The sequence below is a fragment of the Achromobacter sp. genome, assembly GCF_057314935.1.
Genome location: NZ_DBHKZA010000095.1, coordinates 1 through 20,978, shown reverse-complemented (window position 1 = coordinate 20,978; position 20,978 = coordinate 1). Strand labels below are relative to the sequence as shown.

The following is a 20,978-nucleotide window of genomic DNA, read 5'->3' as shown; positions in this document are numbered from 1 at the left end:
AGCACGGCTACGGATACCGTCCGCTAGGTGTCAACCTATGGCAGGACGGGTCAGTCTTCGGCCTCGATCCGATGTCGCTCTATCGCAAACAGGCGCTTGCCGCGCAGCGTTCCGTCGGGTTGGGCGATATTGTCCTCATCCGGCCGGTGTCGTTCGCCCTGGTCACGTTCGTGCTGGGCGGCTTCGTGCTGGCCGTGTGCCTGTTCCTGGCGTTCGGCACCTACACCAAGCGCGCCACCGTCGGCGGCCAGCTTGCGCCTGACACCGGCCTGCTCAAGCTCTACGTGCCGCAGGCCGGCGTGGTGCTGGAGCGTCCGGTCCAAGAGGGCCAGCATGTCAACGCGGGCGACGTGCTGTATGTGGTGTCAGGCGATCGGCAAAGCGCGCTGGGCGACACGCAAGAAGCCATCAGCGGGCAGATACGGCAGCGCGAAGACAGCCTGCGCCAGGCCCGCGAGAAGACACTGCTGCTGCAGCAAAGCGAGCATGACACCCTGGCAGCCGGCGTTGGCGGCCTGACCTCGCAATTGGCGGCGATAGACAGCCAGATCGCCGGCCAGCGCAGCCGGATCAAGCTGGCCGAGGACAGTGCCCAGCGTTATCGGAACCTGATGGAAAAGGGCTATCTGTCGCCCGAAGAGTCCGACCAGAAGCGGGCGGAACTGTTGGAGCAGCGCAACCAGCTGCAAGCCCTGCTGCGCGACCGGATCGGCATCGCCATGGACCTGTCCAACCGGAAAGCCACGCTGGCGGACCTGACCCTGCGCCAACAGAACCAGCTGGCGCAGCTGGACCGAGACCTGGCCGGCATGGCGGTGGACCTGACCCAGAGCGAAGCCAGGCGTCGCGTCGTCGTTACGGCGCCCCAGGCGGGCGTGCTGACTGCCGTGACGGCCGAGGTGGGGCAGGCGGTGGATACCCGGCGTCCGCTGGCCGCCATCGTGCCCGACGGCGCGACACTGCTGGTGGAGTTGCTTGCGCCCAGCCGCGCCGTGGGTTTCGTGGCGCCGGGCGATGCGGTGCTGATCCGCCTGGCCGCCTACCCGTATCAAACCTTCGGCCAGCAGCGCGGGGTGGTTCAGACGGTGACGCGCAGCGCGTTGCCGCAATGGCAGATGGACGACGTCGCCGCGGCGCAGAGCGATAAGGAACCGATGTACCGGATCACCGTGTCGCTGGAGACGCCCGCGCGCGGGCCGCAGGGCCAAACACTGGCATTGCGGCCCGGCATGCGGCTGGAGGCGGATCTGCTTCAGCAAACGCGACCCTTGTACCAATGGGCGTTCGATCCCGCCTACCGATTGTCGGGGAAACTGTGACCATGCTTGAACGCCTGACGTTGGGCGTCAAACGGCGGGTGCCAAGGCTCCTGCAAACCGAGGCCGCTGAATGCGGCCTGGCATGCGTAGGCATGGTGGCCGGGTTCCATGGGCATCACCAAAGCCTGGCCAGCCTGCGCGGCCGCTTTCCGGTGTCGCTCAAAGGCGCCACGCTGGCGACGCTGATCCATGTGGCCGGCCAGCTTGGGCTGGCGTCCAGGCCGGTCAAGGCGGGCCTGGGCGCGCTAAGCAAACTGAAGCTGCCCTGCATCCTGCATTGGGAATTCAACCACTTCGTGGTGCTGACCGACATCAATGCGCGATCGGCCACGCTGATCGATCCGGCCTCGGGCATCCGGAAATGCGCCATCAGCGAGCTGTCGGCGTCATACACCGGCGTGGCGCTGGAGCTTTGGCCCACGCCGGACTTCGTGACGGCCAACGAGAACAAACCCGTGCGGCTGCGCGAACTGACGGGGCGCGTCACGGGGCTGGGGGCGGCGTTTTCGCAAGTGATGCTGCTGGCGCTGGCGCTGGAAGTGCTGACGGTGGTGCAGCCGTTCTTTCTGCAGTGGGTCGTGGACCACGTGCTGAACACCGGCGATCGCGACCTGCTGACCACGCTGGCGCTGGCCTTCGGCCTGCTGATGGTGATGCTGCAGCTGACGTCGGTCGCGCGCAGCTGGATGCTGATGTTCATGGGCACGACGCTGAACCTGCAATGGCGCAGCAACGTCTTCACGCACCTGCTCCGGCTGCCGGTCGGCTATTTCGAAAAGCGGCACCTGGGCGACATCGTGTCGCGCTTCGGCGCCATCGACACCATTCAGCGCACCGTCACCACGTCGTTCCTCGAGGCGGTGCTGGACGGCATCGTCATGGTGATCACGCTGGTGCTGATGTTCCTGTACAGCCCGCCGCTGGCGTGGATCGCCGTGGGCGCGATGACGTTGTACGGCGTGGCGCGCTGGTCGGGCTATGCATCCCTGCGCTATGCCACGGAAGAGCACATCATCCACGCCGCGAAAGAGCAGTCGCACTTTCTGGAAACGGTGCGCGGGGTCAAGGCCATCAAGCTGTTCCAGCATCAGAACGACCGGCGTTCGCGTTGGCTGGCGCTGCTGGTCAACGAAATCAACGCGGATCTGCGTGTGCAGAAATGGGCGCTGTTCTTTCGCACCTTCAACGGCCTGCTGTTCGGGTTGTCGTCCATCGCGATCCTGTGGCTGGGGGCGCGGCTGGTGCTGGACGGCCAGTTCACCGTGGGCGCGTTGCTGGCGTTCATCGTCTACAAGACCTTGTTCGATAAGCGCGTGGCGGCGCTGCTGGACAAGTTCGTCGAGGTGAAGATGTTGCGGCTGCAAGGCGAGCGCCTGGCCGACATCGTCCGCGAGGCGCCGGAGCCGATCGACGAGATGCCGCGGGGGGATGGCGCCGTGACGCGCTCGCCGGCCATCGAAGTGCGCAATCTGCGCTTTCGCTACAGCCCGCAAGAACCCTACGTGCTCGATGACATCAGCCTGCGCATCGAGCCCGGAGAATCCGTCGCCATCACCGGTCCGTCGGGGGGCGGCAAGACGACGCTGATCAATATCCTGCTGGGCATCCTGACGCCGACCGAAGGCGAGGTGCTGGTCGATGGGGTGCCGGTGCGCGGGATGGGGGCGGCCGCCCTGCGCCGGATGGCCGGCACCGTGTTGCAGGACGATGTGCTGTTCGCCGGCTCCATCGGAGAGAACATCAGTTTCTTCGACCCGCAGTACGACCCCGATCGTGCCAGGAAATGTGCGGAAATCGCCGCCATACACGACGACATTTGCGCAATGCCCATGGACTACAACACGTTGGTGGGAGACATGGGAACGGTGCTGTCGGGCGGGCAGAAGCAACGCGTGCTGCTGGCGCGCGCGCTATACAAGCAGCCGGCGATGCTGTTCCTGGACGAGGCGACGAGCCATCTGGACATCACCCGGGAACGGGTGGTCAATCTTGCGATCGCCAAGCTCGACATGACGCGCGTGATCGTGGCGCACCGGCCCGACACCATCGCCGCGGCGGGGCGCGAAATCGCGCTCGCAGGCGGCAAGATCGCCTCGGACAGCGGTGCGCTCAGGTCGGCTTGCCGAACACGCCGCCGCGCCGAGCCACGAGTGTCGCCTGTGTTCGATTAAGCACGCCCAGCGTGGCCAGGATGGCCGATACATGCGTCTTGACGGTCTTCTCCGTCATGTTCAGCCGTTCGGAGATTTCCTTGTTGCGCAAGCCGTCGCAGATCAACCGCAAGACTTCGCTTTGCCGCGGCGTCAAGGTGCGCAACAGGGCGGCGTCATCGGGCGAACGTGTCGGCGTGCCTCCGGCAGACGGCAGGCGGGGCGCGTCTGTCGCATTGATCGCTTGCAGGGCGGCGGTCAATTCCTGGCAACTGGCGGACTTGTTCAGGAAGCCCCGTGCGCCGGCCTCCATGGCGCGGCGTTCGTCTTCGGGGTCCTGCGAGGCGGAAAGCACCAGCACCCGCAGTTGCGCGCGCCGCTGGCGCAGGCGCTTCAAGAGCTCCGCGCCGGCCATGTCCGGCAGGTAGTAATCCATGATGACGTTGCCGATGTCGGTGTGGCGGTCCAGGACCGCCAGGGCCTCCTGGCCGCTGGCGGCGGGATGCACCGCCAAGGCGGGCATGGCGTGCGCCAGCGCCATGACCAGCGCCTCGCGGAACATCGCGTGGTCATCGACAAGCAGTACGGCGTTCATTCGGCGTCTCCGTTCTAGGGTCTTGCAGCGGCGTCTTGCAGCAGCGCCGTCACGCGTTCACGCAATGCCAGCACTTGCACCGGCTTATGCAATAAGGGAATGCCGCGGACGGCGGCTTCGGCCAGCCGTGCGGGATCGGTGTCGCCGCTGACCAGCAGGGCGGGCAGATCGGGATCGTTGTATTCCTCGCGCAGCCGCTCGATCACATGAATGCCGGTTTCGTGTTCGCGCAGGCGATAGTCGCTGACGATCAGGGCAGGGCGTTCGGCCAGCGGCAGCACGCGCTCGAACAGGGCCTTGCCGCTGGTCGCCGCGATGACACGGCATCCCCAGCTTTCAAACAGCATGGTCAGCCCGGCCAGATTCTGGGCGTCGTCGTCCACCAGCAGCGCCAGTTGCCCGTGCAGGCCGGCTTGCTGACCCGCAGGCGGGCTAGACGCCCGGGCGGCGTCAGGGACTGAAGGGGCGGTGTCAACCGCGCTGGACTCGGGAACGGTCACCATGAACACCGTGCCGCGGCCTTCCTCGGAGCGCAACGCCAACGCATGGCCCAGCAGCCGCGCCGTGCGGCGGACAATGGCCAGGCCCAGCCCCAGGCCCTTGCTGCGGTCGCGCTCCGGATTGGCCAACTGGTGGAATTCCCAAAAGATCCGTTCCTGCTCGGCCTTGGGTATGCCAGGCCCGTTGTCCCAGACTTCGATACGCAATTGGCCGGCCGCGCGACGGCAACCGACCAGCACACGGCCACCGGCCGTATGCATGATCGCGTTGCTGATCAGGTTGCGCAGGATGCGTTCCAGCAGCACCGGGTCAGAGAACACGGTAGCCGAACACGCGCGCACCCGCAGCGACATCCCTTTTTCCCGGGCCTGCGGCGCATATTCGGTGCGCAACTGGTGCAGCAACGGGTTGATGGGAAACCCCTGCCAGCGCGGGTCGATGACGCCCGCGTCCAGCCGCGACAGGTTCAGCAGGGCATCAAACAGGTGACCCATGGCAGAGATCGCGCTTGCGATGTTGTCCACCAGGTACCGGCCGTGGCGCGACAGGGGCTCGCTGGTCAAGAGGCCCAGGAACAGGTTCACCGCATGGACGGGCTGGCGCAAGTCATGGCTGGCGGCGGCGAGGAAGCGGGATTTTTCCAGGTCGCTGCGTTCGGCGGCGGTCTTCTCCAGGCGCACCTGTTCCAGCAGCGCCAGGTTTTCATAGCCCAGCCGCAAGGCGTCCAGGTGCGTGCGGTTCATGCGGTGGATGAAGGCCAGGGTGGCCACCAGGTACGCCAGTCCGCCCGTCACCAGCGCCAGGTGGATGGCGGACGGTTGCACGGCCAGCGCGATGAACATGGGCGCAAAGGCCGGCACCTCGAACGCGTACATCACCGGCAGCAGCATGTAGTTCGAATAGATGGCGCCCGTGCCCAGGCCAAACAGGATGACGATGAAGAACAGCTGGTACTCCAGCGGCACGAAGAAGGTCCAGTAGGCGAACGGCAGGCCCCACAGGATGCCCGAGCACAGATTGCCTGCCAGCATGCGCCGGACCCATCGCCGGGCCGCCGTCGGGTCGGCGCGACGGCGGTCGTATGCGACCATGGCGGCCAGCCGCAGCGCGCCCACCGCGAGTGTCGCGCCAATCCACCACAGGACTTCATGCCGCGGCAATACGCCGTCCAGGGCGTAGGCCGAGAAGCAGGCGCTGACCAGCGATCCGGCCAGCGCAAAGGGAAAGCTGCGGCGCAGGGCGTCCACCTGCACCTGATGGATGCGGGCGGCGTGCGATGAGGCGGGCGGGGTAGCGGAAGGAGACGGGCCGATAGAGGGCTGCACGGGTCTTGGGGGCTTCGCGCGGGATGGGCCTGTACCGGGAAAGATCCCGGTTCGGAACGTGGCCGGATTTTAGACCGATTGCGCCGCGGCGGGGCGCAATTGCAGCACAGCGGTCAACACGGTCTTGCCCGGTGCGGACGAGATGTCCAGCGTCCCGTGCACGCGGGCGATGCGGGCGTGCATGCTGCGCATGCCGACGCTGACCCCGGCCTGCCGCACCGCCGCCACGTCGAAGCCGGCGCCGTCGTCTTCGATCCGCAGGTGCAGCTGGTCGGGCTCCGGCTGCTGCAGTTGCAGCCGCACCCGGCGCGCGCGGCTGTGCTTGACCACATTGGTCAGGGCTTCCTCCACCAGCCGGGTCAGCGCCAGGCATTGCAAGGGGGAGGGCGGCATCGTCCATTGCGGCGGGAATTGCCAGCTGGAATCCAGGTCCAGCTCATCGAACAACTGCACGAAGCGGTGGCGCAGCGGGGCTGCCCACTCTGGAGGCGTCAGCGGGACTTTGACGCCCGCGCTGGAGCCGCTGTCGATCGTTTGGCGCAGGTCGTCGCGCAGCAGTTTCAGCATGGACAGGAATTGCTGGCCGTGCAGCGGCGTCCTGGCCTGTTCCACCATCGCCATCATGCGCACCAGCGATCCGCCCAGCCCGTCATGCAGGTCGTGCGCGATCTGCAGCCGTTCCTGCAGCCGGGTGTTGCTCATGGCCAGCGCGTGCTCGCGCTCCAGCGTGGTGGCCAATTCCGTGCGCGCCTGCGCGATGCCATCGGCCAGTTCGTGGTTGAAGCGTTCAATGCGGCGCACGTTTCGCGCATGGCGCAATCCCAGGATCGCGGACATGCAGAGGGTGACGGCGATGCTGGAGTACGACGTGTAGGTCGGCCCGGGACCGATCAGTTTCATCAGCCGCAGCAGATCGTGGATGATGACCACGAAGACGATCAGCAGACAGGCCGCCAGCATGCGCTGTTCGGGTCGCCGGGTACGCCATGCGTGCACGCAGAACTGCAGGCAATTGGCGAGGAAAATGGCGGCGCTGCCCAAGATGGCCCCCCTCAGCAGCGAGGGCAACGCGGTGTCGGGCGTGATCGCCAGCAGGGCCAGCATCGCGGCCGCGGCCCCCCACAGCACGCGTTCGGTGCGCGGCAGAAACCGTTCGCTGAAGCGCCAGGTGAACAGGCAGAAGCAGGCCGTATACAGCACGAGCGCCATGGAATTAGCGCGGGCCGCCATGAGGGTGCTCGCGAACGGCCAGGGACTGGTCGCCAGCACGTTGGCGATGAACAGCACCCAGAACAACGCCATGAGCGCGTACCAGCCGTAAGTGGTCTGTTCGCGGCGGACGATCCAGATGCAGAAGAACAGGGCGCCCAGGACGGCGGAGATGATCAGGTTCAGGACGTAGAGGGTGCGGTTGCTCCACCACAGATCGTCCTGGAGCGTCTGCATGGCCTGCGATTCGCCCAGATGCACCGGGCCCAGGCCGGGCGTCTGCTGCGCCACGCCGACCACGCGCAGCCAGAGGGTGTTCACGCCGTCGTGCAGCAGGGCTTCGGGCAGGCGCCAATAGCGCGGCATGTTCCAGCTGCGCGACAAGGGTTCGGTCAGGTGCGCGTCGCGCCAGATCAGTTCGTCGTTGATGAAGACTTCGCCGGCCATGACCACGGATTCCAGCGTCAGGCCCACCGGTCCGCGTTGCTCGCCGGGGCATTGGCGTTGCCAATCGATGCGGTACCAGACCGTGCCGCTGTAGTCCGGCCATCGCTTCGCCCAGTCGTCGGGCAGCGTGACGGGCTGCCAGGGCGATGCGTCAGGCCGGCTGCCGTCGGCCGCGCCCTGGGCGGCTGCGATGGACAGCAACTGGACCGTGCAGGCGGTAGGGGTCGCAGGCGCGCAGAGCGCCGGTGCCGCGAACAGCGCCAGCCAGCAGGCAAGCAGCCATCTCAGTCCAGCAAGCCGCGCGAGCGCGCGGCATGGACCGCCCGCGTGCGCGAGGACACGGCCAGTTTGCGGTAGATGTGCTTGATGTGGCATTCGACGGTGTAGCGCGACAGGAAGAGCTGCTCGGCGATTTCGCGATTGGCAAGCCCTTCTGCCACCAGGCGAAGGATCTGGCTTTCGCGGGGGCTTAGTATCTCACCGCTTGCCGTGTCGGGTTGCTCCGTAGGCCGGGGGCGCAGTTCGTCGATGATGCGGCGGGCGACAAAGGGGTCGATCGGCGCCCCGCCACGCAGCACGCTGCGCAACGACAGCGAGACCTCCAGGTCGTCGCGTTCCTTGAGCACATAGCCCGTGGCGCCGGCCCGCAAGGCAGCCAGGATCGCGTCTTCCGTGCACCAGGCGGAAATGACCAGGATGGCCAGGCCGGGGTCGGCCGCGTGCATCTCGGCGATCAGATCGATGCCGCTGCCGTCGGGCAGGCCCAGGTCCACCAGCGCCAGGGCGACCGGCTGGTTGGTCAGACAGGCGCGCGCTTCAGCCAGGGATCCGGCATGCACCAGGGCATCGGGCTGATAGCCCAGTTGCAGCAGCAGGCCCTCCAGCCGCCGGCGGACCAGCGGTTCGTCTTCCACCAGCAGCACCGGGGCGGGCAGGGTGAGCTCGGGAGTTTGCGCGGTGGAGGACATAGGTACGGGGGAGGGAAGACCGGGAAGGGCAGGATCGCCCGATTCTAATTGTGAGGGCGCCAGTGCCAGGGCGGCTATCCCTGGAAACAGGTAATTGACGAAAACTCTAGGGTTTACCCCTAAAGTCCCGACCCGCCATGCCGTAAGCCCATCGTGGCTGCCGGTTTTCGCCAGCGGGCCGCAGACCCGTGTCCTCCGATATGGGCAATGGCTGAAAAAAGGCAGGCATGAAGATTACCTCGTTGCGCAACAGGATCCTGTTGATTACTTGCTTTACCGTTGTCGGTGCCCTGGTCCTCTCGGGGATCACCACCTACCAGATCGTCCGCAGCAACATGATGGCGACGATCTCGGGCAACCTGGACGCCATTGCCGCCGGCAATGCCAGCGCCATCGAACGCTGGTCCGAGGACAAGGCCCAGGCGGTCGTCGCCACCGCGGCCGTGGTGGAAAAAGGCGATCCGCGCGGCCTGACCAAATTGATGGGCGAAACCAACGGCTTCCCCATTTCAACCATCGGCTGGTCCGACAAGACCTTTTTCTCGACCACGCAGGTGGCGGCCGACTATGACCCCACGGCGCGCCCCTGGTACAAGAGCGCGGTGGCGGCCGGCAAGCTGACGGTCACCAAGCCGTACGGCGATTCGGGCACGGGCAAGCTCTACGTGGCGTTCACTACGCCGATGATCCGCGGCGGCCAGACGACTGGGGTACTGAGCGGCGCGGTGCCGCTGGACGGCATCCAGAGCATCATCCGCGCCATCCGGCCCACGCCGTCCAGCCTGGCCTTCGTGGTGGCGACCGACGGGCAGGTCATTGCGCACGTGAACGACAAGCTGGCGCTTAAGCCTTCCACCGACGTGGCGCCTGAACTGACGCCCGCCGCGCTGTCGGCCATGTCGCGCGACGGCGCCGAGCCCCTCGCGGTCAACCTGGACGGGGTGCCGAAGCTGCTGAAAGTCCGCCGCATTCCGGGTACGGACTGGTCGCTGGCGATCGCGCTGGACAGCGCCGAGGCCACGGCCGGCCTGGCGCAGGTGCTCAACGCCACGCTGATCTCGTTGGTGGTGCTGACGCTGTTGGCGGTCGCGATCGCCAGCGTGGTGACGTCCCGCGCGTTCAAGCGCCTGTCGGCCGTGCGCGACGCGATGGACACCATCGGCTCCGGCGACGGCGACATGACGCATCGCCTGGAGGTCGTGGGCCATGACGAAGTGGCGCAGATCTCGTCGTCGTTCAACGCGTTTGTCGACAAAATAAGCACTGTGATGCTGGAGGTGCGCACGGGCGTGCATTCGATGTCGGCCGCCACCCGCGAGATCGACATGGGCAACCGCGATCTCTCGCAACGCACCGAGACGTCGGCAGGCTCCTTGCAGGAAACCTCGTCGGCGCTCACGCAACTGACTTCCAGCGTGCGTCAGACGGAAGAGGCCGCGCAACACGCCACGCGCCTTGCTACGGAAGCCAGTTCGGCGGCCGAGCGCGGCGGGCTGGTCGTCACCGACGCGGTGACGACGATGAGCGCGATTTCGCAGTCGTCGCAGCGCATCACGGAAATCATCAGCGTGATCGACGGCATCGCCTTCCAGACCAACATCCTGGCGTTGAACGCGGCCGTGGAAGCGGCGCGGGCCGGCGAGCAAGGCCGCGGCTTTGCCGTGGTGGCAGGTGAAGTCCGTACCCTGGCCCAACGCAGCGCGGCGTCGGCGCAGGAAATCCGGACGCTGATCCAGGCGTCGGTCGAAAACGTCAAGAGCGGCACCGAACGCGTGCAGGCCGCCGGTTCGACCATGAGCGAGATCGTCGAAGGCATTTCGCGCGTGCAGCGCCTGGTGACCGAGATCCACGGCGCAATGACCGAGCAAAGCGTCGGCATCAGCCAGATCGACCGCAGCGTGGCGGACATGGACCAGGCGACGCAGCAGAATGCGGCGCTGGTGGAGGAATCCGCCGCAGCCTCGGCCATGCTCAGCGACCAGGCGCGCGTGCTGGCCGATACGGTGGCGCTGTTCAAGCTGCGTGGTGACGCCCACGGCTCGGCGTCCCGCATGCTGGCCTTGCCGCCGGCCGCGCCCGCCTACTGAGGCCGGTCCTCAGTGTCCAGCGCCGCCCGCCTTGGCCAGCGGGCGGGAGTTGCCTGTCAGCCCGGTTGGCCGCAGAATCTGCGAAGCCCAAGGACTGAACAGAGGACCCAAGATGGTTGAGCACGCCGCGCCCGCGCCCGAAAGTTGCCTGATCCCGACCGGGCAGGGGCGGATCCACGCCCGGTATTGGCCGGGTGGCGCCGACGCGCCGGCCGGCGCGCCGATCGTCCTGCTGCACGACTCGCTGGGATGTGTGGACCTGTGGCGCGATTTTCCGGCCAAGCTGGCCCTTGCCACCGGGCGGGCGGTCATCGCCTACGACCGGCTGGGCTTCGGCAAGTCGGACCCCCACCCCGGCCGCTTGCGGCCGGATTTCGTCGGCAGCGAGGCCGGTGACGCCTTCGCCGCGCTGGCGGCGCACTTCGACCTGACCCGTTTCATCGCATTCGGCCATAGCGTCGGGGGCGGAATGGCCGTGTCGATCGCCGCGGCCTATCCTGGACGTTGTCGCGGCGTCATCACCGAGTCCGCGCAGGAATTCGTCGAGGACCGCACGCTGGAAGGCATCCGCGTGGCTGGCGAGCAATTCAAGGATCCTTCCCAACTGGACCGCCTCAAGCGCTATCACGGCGAGAAGGCGCAATGGGTGCTGGACGCCTGGGTGCAGACCTGGCAATCGCCCGAATTCGCCGACTGGAACCTGGACGCGGTCTTGCCCCGCGTAACCGTGCCGCTTCTGGCCATCCATGGCGAAAACGACGAGTACGGATCCATGCGCCATCCCGAAAAGCTGGTGGCGCTGGCCGGCGGCGGGGCAGAAATGCTGCCCATGCCCGGATGCGGCCACGTGCCGCACCGCGAGCGCGAACACGCGGTGCTGGACGCGGTGCGCGGTTTCATGCGCCAGCCTGGCATTTGACCCGATCGGGCGCTTCCCGTTGCGTCTCGCCCCTTAATTTTCTGGACGTTCTGCCGTTAGGACTAGGAGAAATCCCGATAAATCTGGGCAGGCCTTGCCCCCGCGCTGGGACGACATCACTACCATGACCGCCATCAGTTCGTCCGGAGGGCTGCAGAGCTTCCTCCCGTTCAATACCGCCAACACCGTCGTGCGTACGCCCGAGGCCACGCCGGCGACCGTCGCGTCCGCGTCGGCCCGCGTCGCGCTGGGCCCGCCGGCATCGGCTGCCAATTCCACCCTCTACACCCAGACGGGCGAGATCGACGATCCCCTCTCGGCGTTGATGACCCGGAACGTGCGCGCGGGTGCCGCCGGCAACGCGTTCCAGGACCTTGGCGCGGCGTTGCTGGGCCGGCTCCGGACAGACGGCGGCAACTATGGCCAGTCGGTGACGGCGCCCGGTGTGCCGTCGCAAACGGCATCGGAAGGCGCGTTGCAATCCCGGCTGCGCCTGCAGGCTGACAATACGGTCTCATTGCGGATCGCCACGGCCAGCGGGGCCAAGGTCGAGATTTCCCTGGCGCGGGGCCAGGAAGGCCTGGCGGTGCAGATCGACGTGACCGACGGTTCGCTGACCGAGGACGAGCGCAATGCGATCGCGGCCCTGTCCGGCGCCTTCGAAGATGCGCTGGACGGGCTGTCCCAGGTGCCGCCACGGCTGGATATCGCCGGCCTGGCGGATGTGGGCGCGTCCGTCCTGTCGTCGGTGAACCTGCGCGCAGTCACCCGTGCCGACGGCGTGGCGGTGCAGACCATTGAATTCCAGGCCGACAGCGGACAGCGGTCGGTGACGTATTCGGGACCGGCTGGCGAGGTCAGCGTCAATGTCGACCTGAGCAAGCCCGCCACCTTCGGCACGGCCGAGCAGCAGGCGGCGGCGCTCAGCAAGGCGTTGCTGCAGTTCGACAGCGCGCAGCGCCGCGGCAACGGCGATGAGGCGCTGATGGCCATGTTCAAGAACGCCTTTTCGGCCGTGCATGGCAGTTATGGCGCGGCGTTGGCCGAACGGTCGCAGCCGGCAGGCACCATCGCCCGCGTGCCGGCCTCGGAATCCCACCGGGCCTTGCTGTCCGGCTTGGCGGACTATTCGGCGTCGATCAAACAGGAATCGAAGGGCGGCAACCCCGCCCGTCCGGAAGAAGTCGACGGGTTCTCGATGCGGGTGTCGCAAGACAGCAAGGTCACGGGGCGCGCCGGTTCCAACCTGGCGATTACGCAGGACCAGCAGTCCGCGCTTGACGCCAGCTTCCACAAGTCCCTGTCGCCGCACGAAACCCTGGCGCTGAGCACGGAGAAGTCCTCCCAGAACTATCTCTACTACCAGGTCAAGGATTCCACCAGCAGCCGTACCGACCTGGCGTACGAGCGCGGCGGGTTGGCCTCGGCGTCGGTGACCCACTCGCGCAACCTGTCCATGCAGATATCGAAGTTCGTGGGCGGCGAGCGGGTGGAATACTCCGTCATTCCCACGGTCGATACGGTCAAGCACGATCTGCTGCCCATGCTGCGCGCGGCGCAGCTGGACGGGCAGGAAGCAGACAGCCGGCAGCCGCGCGACCAGACCGAGGCGATCCTGCGCCGCAGGTACCATGACCTGGCGAATTCGGTGGCGGCGCTGAACCAGAGGTGAAACGCCGCCGTTCGCGGCGTCCATTACTATTCCTGGCATGAGCCAGCGAAAGAACTCCGCCAAGCCGCGCGCCGACGCCTGCATCCGCGTCCGAGGCGCGCGCGAGCACAATCTGAAGAACGTGGATGTGGACATCCCGCGGGATGCGCTGGTGGTGTTCTCCGGCGTGTCGGGATCGGGAAAGTCGTCGTTGGCCTTCGGCACGCTGTACGCCGAAGCGCAGCGGCGCTACCTGGAGTCCCTGTCGCCCTATGCCCGGCGGCTGATCGACCAGGTCGGCGTGCCCGATGTGGACGCCATCGACGGCTTGCCGCCGGCCGTGGCGCTGCAACAGCAGCGCGGCACGCCCAACGTGCGTTCCACGGTAGGCAGCGTCACCACGCTGTCCAGCATGTTGCGCATGCTGTATTCGCGTGCCGGCACGTATCCGGCGCGCCAGCCGATGCTGTACGCCGAAGATTTTTCGCCCAACACGCCGCAGGGCGCTTGCCCCAATTGCCATGGTCTGGGCTACGTCTATGACGTGACCGAACAATCCATGGTGCCCGATCCGTCACTGACCATCCGGGAGCGCGCCATCGCGTCGTGGCCGCCGGCATGGCACGGGCAGAACCTGCGCGACATCCTGGTCACGCTGGGATATGACGTGGACAAGCCTTGGCGCGACCTGCCCAAGAAAGCCCGTGACTGGATCCTCTACACGGATGAGCAGCCGACGGTGCCCGTCTACGCGGGCTTCACGCCGGCAGAGACCCGCGCCGCATTGCGCCGCAAGCAGGAACCCAGCTATATGGGCACCTACACGGGGGCGCGGCGCTATGTGATGCACACGTTCGCCACCACGCAGAGCGCCATGATGAAAAAGCGGGTGGCGCGCTTCATGACCGGTGCGCCGTGCCCGGTATGCGATGGCCGGCGCTTGAAGCGCGAAGCGCTGTCGGTCAAGTTCGCGGGGCTGGACATCGGCACGCTGTCGCGGCTGCCGCTCACCCGCATCGCGCAAGTTCTGGCGCCGGCGGCCAGCGGCCACGCAGACGGGGCGGCGGCCGACGGTGCGCGCCATGTCGCCGCGCAACGCATCGCCCGTGATCTGGTCGAGCGCATCGGGACCTTGCAGGCGCTGGGCCTGGGATATCTGGCGATGGACCGTTCAACGCCCACTTTGTCTCCCGGCGAGTTGCAGCGGCTGCGGCTGGCGACCCAGATCCGATCCAACCTGTTCGGCGTGGTGTATGTGCTGGACGAACCGTCTGCCGGCCTGCATCCTGCGGACGGACAGGCGCTGCACCGCGCGCTGGACCAGTTGAAAGCGGCGGGCAACACGCTGTTCGTGGTGGAGCACGACCTGGACACGTTGCGCCGTGCCGACTGGCTGGTGGATGTGGGACCCGGCGCGGGGCAGCATGGCGGGCAGGTGCTGTACAGCGGCCCGCCCGAGGGCCTGCGAAAAGTCGGGGCGTCGCTGACCGCCCGGTATCTGTTCGACCGCGCGGCCACGCTCCGCCGGCCGCCGCGGGAACCGTCGGCATGGCTGTCCTTGCGCGGCATCCACCGCAACAACCTGCATGGCCTGGATGCCCGCTTTCCGCTGGGCGCGTTCACGGCCGTCACGGGCGTATCGGGATCCGGGAAATCCAGCCTGGTCAGCCAGGCCCTGGTTGAGCTGATCGGCGAACATCTGGGCCACGAACCCGCCGTGGAGGAAACCGAAGGCGATCTACCCCAGCCCGACGCGCTGCCGCGCACGACGGGCCGCATCCACGCGGGCGCCGACGCCATCAAGCGGCTGGTGAACGTGGACCAAAAGCCCATCGGCCGCACGCCACGGTCCAATCTGGCGACCTACACGGGCCTGTTTGACCACGTCCGCAAACTCTTCGCCGCGACCCGCGCGGCCAAGGCCCGCCGGTACGGCGCCGGCCGTTTTTCGTTCAACGTGGCCCAAGGCCGCTGCGAGACCTGCGAGGGCGAGGGTTTCGTCCATATCGAACTGCTGTTCATGCCCAGCGTCTATGCGCCGTGCCCGACCTGCCATGGCAGCCGCTATAACGCGAAGACGCTGGAAATCGAATGGAATGGCCGCAACATCGCGCAGGTGCTGGCGATGACGGTTGACGAGGCGCTGGCGTTCTTCCGGGACGAACCCGTGGTGCAACGCCCCTTGGCGCTGCTGCACGAGATCGGGCTGGGCTATCTGCGCCTGGGGCAGCCGGCCACCGAACTGTCCGGCGGCGAGGCGCAGCGCATCAAATTGGCCACCGAGCTGCAGCGCAGCCAGCGCGGCAACACGCTCTACGTGCTGGACGAGCCCACCACCGGCCTGCATGCCGCGGATGTGGATAAACTGATGGCGCAGTTGCACGGCCTCGTGGACGCCGGCAACACCGTCGTGGTCGTCGAGCACGACCTGCGCGTGGTCGCGGGCAGCGACTGGATGATCGACGTCGGCCCGGGCGCGGGCGAAGAAGGCGGCCACATCGTCGCCGAAGGCACCCCGCAGGCTGTCAGCGCGGCCGGTGTCGGCGTGACGGCGCCATTCCTTCAAAAACTGTTTCAAGAGTCTGTATGAGCCTTACCTACCGGTCCGCCATCCCTGAAGACGCCGCCGCCTGCATCGTGCTGCGCGGCCTGACCCGCGAGAACGCCGTGACCGAAGCCGAACTGGCTGACGCCGGGATCACGCAGGAGACCTGGGGCGCGGGCATCGAATCCGGGCTGTATCCGGGCGTGGTCGCATTGGACGGCGGCAAGTTGGCCGGCTATTGCTTCGGCCATCGCGACACCGGCGAAATCGTCGTGCTGGCGCTGTTGCCCGAATACGAAGGGCAGGGCGTCGGCAAGACCGTCCTGGGCATGACGGCGGCCGGGCTGCGCGAGCGCGGCTTCGCGCGCTTGTTCCTGGGCTGCGCCACCGACCCCGCCATGCGGTCCTACGGCTTCTATCGCCATCTGGGATGGCGTTCGACGGGCACGTTCGACGCGGCGGGCGACGAGGTGCTGGAATTCCTTTTCTGATCCGGCGGCCCGCTAGGGCTACTGCTCGTGCTCCAGCGTCGTCTGCATTCGTTCCATGCTTTCCTGGCTGACCTGGATCACGCCGCTGCCGGGTTGGTCGATGTCCACGATGAATGTCAGCACCAGCGAGATCAAGGCCGCGAACAGGCCGGTCGAGGTCAAGCGCCTGCGCCCGTGCAGGCCGGTGCCGTAGGCGATGAAGGCCACGGCGCCCGCGCTGACGATGAACAGCAGATAGAACACCGGTTCGGGCACGTGGTTCTCCAGGGCCACCCGGCGTTTTTCGTTGACCTGGGCCATCTCGTTGATCGCCTGGATGAACATGATCGTGGAAATCGCGGGCGGATTGTCGGCCGTGCTGGCCGCGATGGCGCGGATCTGGCGTTCGATGCGCCGCGTGGTGGCGTTGGCGGCGTCGAAGCGGGGCGCGTCGTTTTCGGCATCGTGCAGTTCCAGCGCAGCCTTCGTGTACTCCAGCAAGAGCCTGGGGACCTGTTCGCGGGCCGAAGGCGCGATCAACTGAGAGCGCCAGTACGCGTTGCCGATGGCATTGGCTTCTTCCAGCACCAGGTTCTTGCGCGCTTCGAAGCGGGTGACCGACATGGCGAAGGTGAACCCGAGCAGCAGGGCCAGCAGGCCGAGAAGGGCGGTCTGGAGTGCGGTGATGTGCGTCTTGTGGGATTCGTCCGCCGGCCTGCGCTGCGTGCGCCCCAGGCGAAAGCAGAGCTCGATGATGCCCAGGAAGACCAGGACGCCGATGAAGAACAGGTAGGATTCGTCGAAATTCCTGAGCATGGCGCCTCCCCTCGCGGACAGGCCAGCGTATGCGGATTGTGGCAGGGAGGCAAGCTGCCGGATGCCCGGGGTCTGTCAGCGAAACGCCAAGTTCTTGGGGTAAGGTGTCGGTTCCCCATTAAGACCCCGCACGGAGCAGAACTTGAAAACCCGCAAACTCGGCCGTACCGACCTGGATGTCAGCCTGATTGGATTGGGCACCATGACCTGGGGCGAACAGAACACCGAGGCCGAAGCGCATCAACAACTGGACTACGCGCTGTCGCGCGGCGTCAATCTGGTCGACGTGGCCGAGATGTATCCGGTGCCGCCCAAGCCAGAAACCCAAGGCCTGACCGAAACCTATATCGGCACCTGGCTGGCGCGCACCAAGCGCCGCCAGGACATCGTGCTGGCCAGCAAAGTGGCCGGCCCCGTGCGCGACCCCAAGCGCCCCGGCCACATCCGCGACGGCAAGACCTTCCTTGACCGCAAGAACCTGACGGCCGCCCTGGACGCCAGCCTGAAGCGGCTGCAGACGGACTATCTGGACCTGTATCAGCTGCACTGGCCCGACCGCACCACCGCCACGTTCGGCCAACTGAACTACCCCTGGGTCGAAGACGACCACACCGTGCCGATCGAGGAAACGCTGTCGGTCCTGCAGGACTTCGTGCGCGCCGGCAAGGTGCGCCACGTGGGGGTGTCCAATGAAACGCCGTGGGGCGTCTCCCAGTTCCTGCGCCATGCCGACACCCAGGACCTGCCGCGTATCGTATCGATCCAGAACGCGTACAGTCTCTTGAACCGCGTCTTCGAAATCGGCCTGTCGGAATTCACGCACCATGAGGGCGTGGGTCTTCTGGCCTACTCGCCGCTGGCGATGGGCATGCTTTGCGGCAAGTACCTGAACGGCGCCCGCCCGGAAGGCGCGCGTCTGACGCGCTACACGCGCTTCACGCGTTACAGCAATCCGCAGGCCGAGGCCGCCACCCGCGAATACGTAGCGCTTGCCCGTGAACATGGCGTGTCGCCCACCCATCTGGCCCTGGCCTGGGTGAACCAGCGTCCGTTCGTCACCAGCAACCTGATCGGCGCCACCACGCTTGAGCAACTGAAAGAGAACATCGACAGCGTCGACGTGACGTTGTCGCCCGACGTGCTCAAGGCGATCGACGAGATCCACGTGCGCCACCCGAACCCGGCGCCCTGATCCGGCTGCCGATGGCATCCGCCTTCATGACGCGTATCCGCTTACCGCGAATGTTGCCGGCGCTCGCCATGGCCGTGGCCATGGCGGGTTGCGCATCGACGAAGCCCTATACGGAAGAGGTTTCGGCCCTGATGGTGTCTTCGGACAGCAAGACCTTTGCGGTGTTGGGGCCGACGTACCACTATCTTTTCCAGATGCCGCCGTCGATGGCGCAGTCGTTGACGTCGGATTTCCGGACGCGGCTGACTGCCGTCATCCTGCGGGAATTCCACGTGGGCGCAGGCGGATATACCTGGGGTTATGTGCGGCTGCAGCTGGCGGACAACGCGACCGATCGCGACCGCCAGCAGGCTTATGCCATGCATTACCAGACCACGAAGGAAGGGCTGGTCTATTACACCTACCATCTTGAAGGCAAACGCTACGTGGCGCAGCCGGGCACGCCCAGCCCGGCGCAGGCCGACGGGAGCCGGCAGACCGTGCTGGACAAGCCCTATCGCGTCACCGTGATGGATTCGCAAGGCAGCGCGGAAGCGATGAAACTGCTGTCGCCCGTCACCTTCCTGGCCGGCACGGGTTTCGTGGTGGCCAATCCCGCGGTGGTGCTGTTCGCCCTGCCTATGGTCGGCCTGAAGCCCTAGGCCTTGATTTCCCATAGGCGATCAGGCGCGAAGTCCGCCTGTTCGCCCTTCTTGGCGTACCCCAACGGGTTGGCCACGACGCGGCAGCCGTCCTTCAGATAGTCGTGTGCGCAGTGCAGATGGCCATGCATCCAGGTATGCGCCAGCGGCAGCAGGGCGTCCAGCGCATTGCAAAAGCCCGCCGTGCCAGGCGACACGCCGTAGCGGGGATCGGCGCTGGCCAGCGTGGGCGCGAAGTGCGTGATGGCCAGGGTCGGGCCGTCGAACGGCACGCGCAGCGCCGCGGCCAGCCATGCTTGACAGGCCAGCCCCTGTTCTCGCATCTGCTCGGCCATGAAGGGGGCGCCGTGGCGGCGCATTTCGGCCTTTTCCAGATAGAAGTCGGCCGCGCGGAAGGCTTTGGCGCGTTTGGTCAGCGCGACGCCGATACTGTCGCTGTCGGCGGCCAGTGCGTCAAAGTCCGTCCACAGCGTGGTGCCGATCAAGCGCACGCCGTCGATGATGCAGGTCTCGCGCTCCAGCCATTGGATGTCCAACGCGTGGCACAGCTCGCGCAGCCGGTCGTGCGCTTCATCGAAATCCAGGTTGTCGTACTCGTGGTTGCCGGGCACGAACACCACAGGTGTCGGCCAGCCGTTGCGGGGCGCGTAGGGGCCCAGCCCGAAGTCGGTGCCGGTCAATTTCGAGCCCCGGCGGTAGGAGCCGATGTCGCCGGCCAGCACCAGCAGATCGGCGTCCGGAATCGGCCGTGCCAGGAAGGTCGGGTCGGATTCTAGATGCAGGTCGGAAAGCAATTGGATCTTCATGGCCGATATCTTAGGCGACAGGGCGACATGCGCGGTAACCCTTATCCATGCGACACTTTCCGGTCAGCCTTTCCCGCTTACTACCCGGAGGAACGTTTATGCGTATCGTGACGGCCCTGGCGGCCGCGCTTGTCCTGGCGGGCAGCGCGCACGCGCAGCCGCAGCCGCAACCGCAATTGATCAAATGCGGCAATGCCAGCACCCAGACCGATCTGAACCTGTGCGCGGACCAAGCCTACAGGAAGTCGGACGCCGAATTGAACACGGCCTATCGGACCGTCACCGAACGTCTGAAAGACGATCAGACGACGTTGGCCAAGCTGCAATCGGCACAGAAAGCGTGGTTGTTCTTCCGCGACGCGGAATGCGCCTTTTCGTCAGGCGGCACGACCGGCGGCAGCGCCTATCCGATGGTCTTGAGCCAGTGCCTGGACAAGCTGACGCAAACGCGCACGAAGGAATTGCGCGCCTACCTCAAATGCGAAGAAGGCGACATGAGTTGCCCCGTTCCCGGTAAGCAATGACCTCGCCGGACACTGCGGACCTGGCCGGCAAGGGCGGGCTGATCCTGGACGCGCAGGGCGCGTCGCGCTGCTTCTGGCAGCCGTCCATGCCCGACTATCACGACCATGAATGGGGGCGGCCGGTATCGGACGACCGCCGACTGTACGAGAAGATCTGCCTGGAAGGGTTCCAGGCGGGCATGGCGTGGATCACCATCCTGCGCAAGCGCGAGGCGTTCCGCGAGGCCTTCGACGATTTCGATTTTGAGCGGGTGGCGCGTTATACGGATCAGGACGTGGACCGGCTGATGGGCAACCCCGCCATCGTGCGCAATCGCGCCAAGATCGTGTCCACCATCAACAACGCGCGCCGCGCGCTGGCGCTTGCCGAGGAAACGGGATCCCTGTCCGGGTGGCTGTGGCGGCACGAGCCGCCTGCCGCCGAACGGCCGGCCACGGTCGACCTGGACTACTGGAACCAGAACCCGACTTCGGCGGCATCGGCCGCGCTGTCGCGCGCCCTGAAAAAGCGCGGCTGGACGTTCGTCGGCCCCACGACCATGTATGCCTTCATGCAGGCGGTGGGCATGGTCAACGACCACATGGACGGCTGCGTCTGCCGGCCGGCCATCGAGGCCGCCCGAGCGGCTTTTCAGCGTCCGGGATAGCCTGCTCGGCCTGCGCGCCGTCACGCCCTTGGGGCGCTTTACTCCCCGGCCCGGAGCGGGGCGCGCTAAGGCGCGAAACAAGAGAAGAAGAAAAGCTTGAATTGGTTGCGACTCGCAAGTATATTGGTTGCGAACCGCAACCTATTGGGGCCGCCATGGATCTCAT

General features: G+C 66.5%; 17 protein-coding genes. 11 read left to right on the top strand and 6 right to left on the bottom strand.

The genetic code is table 11. The annotated features are described in order from the left end of the window. Positions 1-71 precede the first annotated feature (71 nt). A complete protein-coding gene (locus tag ACO6D5_RS25840; RefSeq protein ID WP_485826968.1) occupies positions 72-1,319 on the top strand; it encodes an HlyD family secretion protein in 1,248 nt (415 codons plus the stop codon). Next, positions 1,316-3,490, top strand: a complete 2,175-nt coding sequence (locus ACO6D5_RS25835; RefSeq protein ID WP_485826967.1) for a peptidase domain-containing ABC transporter — start codon at positions 1,316-1,318, stop codon at positions 3,488-3,490. Before ACO6D5_RS25840 ends, ACO6D5_RS25835 begins: the two co-directional genes overlap by 4 nt. On the opposite strand, the gene ACO6D5_RS25830 is transcribed toward ACO6D5_RS25835, so the two are convergent. The 4 genes from ACO6D5_RS25830 to ACO6D5_RS25815 all read right to left on the bottom strand — a co-directional run bounded on the left by ACO6D5_RS25830 (position 3,429) and on the right by ACO6D5_RS25815 (position 8,514). Next, positions 3,429-4,064, bottom strand: a complete 636-nt coding sequence (locus ACO6D5_RS25830) for a response regulator transcription factor (RefSeq protein ID WP_485826966.1) — start codon at positions 4,062-4,064, stop codon at positions 3,429-3,431. The two genes, ACO6D5_RS25835 and ACO6D5_RS25830, sit on opposite strands and share 62 nt — an antisense overlap. A 14-nt stretch (positions 4,065-4,078) precedes the next feature. Beyond that, positions 4,079-5,890, bottom strand: coding sequence for an ATP-binding response regulator (locus ACO6D5_RS25825; RefSeq protein WP_485826965.1), 1,812 nt, complete (start codon positions 5,888-5,890; stop codon positions 4,079-4,081). Between the two features lie 69 nt (positions 5,891-5,959). Continuing rightward, positions 5,960-7,747, bottom strand: a complete 1,788-nt coding sequence (locus tag ACO6D5_RS25820; protein WP_485826964.1) for a sensor histidine kinase — start codon at positions 7,745-7,747, stop codon at positions 5,960-5,962. Positions 7,748-7,830: 83 nt separating this feature from the next. Further along, positions 7,831-8,514, bottom strand: coding sequence for a LuxR C-terminal-related transcriptional regulator (locus ACO6D5_RS25815; protein ID WP_315528864.1), 684 nt, complete (start codon positions 8,512-8,514; stop codon positions 7,831-7,833). 227 nt (positions 8,515-8,741) lie between these two features. Between ACO6D5_RS25815 and ACO6D5_RS25810 the strand changes: the two genes are divergently transcribed. The 5 genes from ACO6D5_RS25810 to ACO6D5_RS25790 all read left to right on the top strand — a co-directional run bounded on the left by ACO6D5_RS25810 (position 8,742) and on the right by ACO6D5_RS25790 (position 16,207). Then, on the top strand, positions 8,742-10,601 hold the full coding sequence (locus ACO6D5_RS25810) for a methyl-accepting chemotaxis protein (RefSeq protein ID WP_485826963.1): 1,860 nt from the start codon (positions 8,742-8,744) through the stop codon (positions 10,599-10,601). A 112-nt stretch (positions 10,602-10,713) separates the two neighbouring features. Further along, positions 10,714-11,520: an alpha/beta fold hydrolase gene (locus ACO6D5_RS25805; protein ID WP_485826962.1), complete on the top strand. Its 807-nt coding sequence runs from the start codon at positions 10,714-10,716 to the stop codon at positions 11,518-11,520. Between the two features lie 124 nt (positions 11,521-11,644). Further along, the gene (locus ACO6D5_RS25800; RefSeq protein ID WP_485826961.1) at positions 11,645-13,192 is read left to right on the top strand and encodes a hypothetical protein; all 1,548 of its coding nucleotides are present in this window, start codon (positions 11,645-11,647) and stop codon (positions 13,190-13,192) included. 37 nt (positions 13,193-13,229) lie between these two features. Next, positions 13,230-15,761, top strand: coding sequence for an excinuclease ABC subunit UvrA (gene uvrA, locus ACO6D5_RS25795; RefSeq protein ID WP_485826960.1), 2,532 nt, complete (start codon positions 13,230-13,232; stop codon positions 15,759-15,761). Then, positions 15,758-16,207 (top strand): GNAT family N-acetyltransferase, encoded by a 450-nt coding sequence (locus ACO6D5_RS25790; protein ID WP_315528857.1) that lies wholly within the window; start codon positions 15,758-15,760, stop codon positions 16,205-16,207. The genes uvrA and ACO6D5_RS25790 overlap by 4 nt, the downstream gene beginning before the upstream one ends. A gap of 18 nt (positions 16,208-16,225) precedes the next feature. On the opposite strand, the gene ACO6D5_RS25785 is transcribed toward ACO6D5_RS25790, so the two are convergent. After that, positions 16,226-17,002, bottom strand: a complete 777-nt coding sequence (locus ACO6D5_RS25785) for a bestrophin-like domain (protein ID WP_315528855.1) — start codon at positions 17,000-17,002, stop codon at positions 16,226-16,228. A gap of 142 nt (positions 17,003-17,144) precedes the next feature. Here ACO6D5_RS25785 and ACO6D5_RS25780 point away from each other — a divergent pair, with 142 nt between their 5' ends. Further along, positions 17,145-18,194 (top strand): NADP(H)-dependent aldo-keto reductase, encoded by a 1,050-nt coding sequence (locus ACO6D5_RS25780; RefSeq protein WP_485826959.1) that lies wholly within the window; start codon positions 17,145-17,147, stop codon positions 18,192-18,194. A 50-nt stretch (positions 18,195-18,244) separates the two neighbouring features. Beyond that, positions 18,245-18,835: a hypothetical protein gene (locus tag ACO6D5_RS25775; RefSeq protein WP_485826958.1), complete on the top strand. Its 591-nt coding sequence runs from the start codon at positions 18,245-18,247 to the stop codon at positions 18,833-18,835. On the opposite strand, the gene ACO6D5_RS25770 is transcribed toward ACO6D5_RS25775, so the two are convergent. Next, positions 18,832-19,641: a metallophosphoesterase gene (locus ACO6D5_RS25770; RefSeq protein ID WP_485826957.1), complete on the bottom strand. Its 810-nt coding sequence runs from the start codon at positions 19,639-19,641 to the stop codon at positions 18,832-18,834. The genes ACO6D5_RS25775 and ACO6D5_RS25770 overlap by 4 nt on opposite strands. A gap of 98 nt (positions 19,642-19,739) precedes the next feature. Here ACO6D5_RS25770 and ACO6D5_RS25765 point away from each other — a divergent pair, with 98 nt between their 5' ends. Next, positions 19,740-20,165 carry a lysozyme inhibitor LprI family protein gene (locus tag ACO6D5_RS25765; RefSeq protein WP_485826956.1) on the top strand — a complete coding sequence of 142 codons (426 nt, stop codon included), beginning with the start codon at positions 19,740-19,742 and terminating at the stop codon, positions 20,163-20,165. Further along, entirely contained in the window at positions 20,162-20,812 is a 651-nt protein-coding gene (locus tag ACO6D5_RS25760; protein WP_485826955.1) for a DNA-3-methyladenine glycosylase I, read from the top strand. The genes ACO6D5_RS25765 and ACO6D5_RS25760 overlap by 4 nt, the downstream gene beginning before the upstream one ends. Positions 20,813-20,978 lie beyond the last annotated feature (166 nt).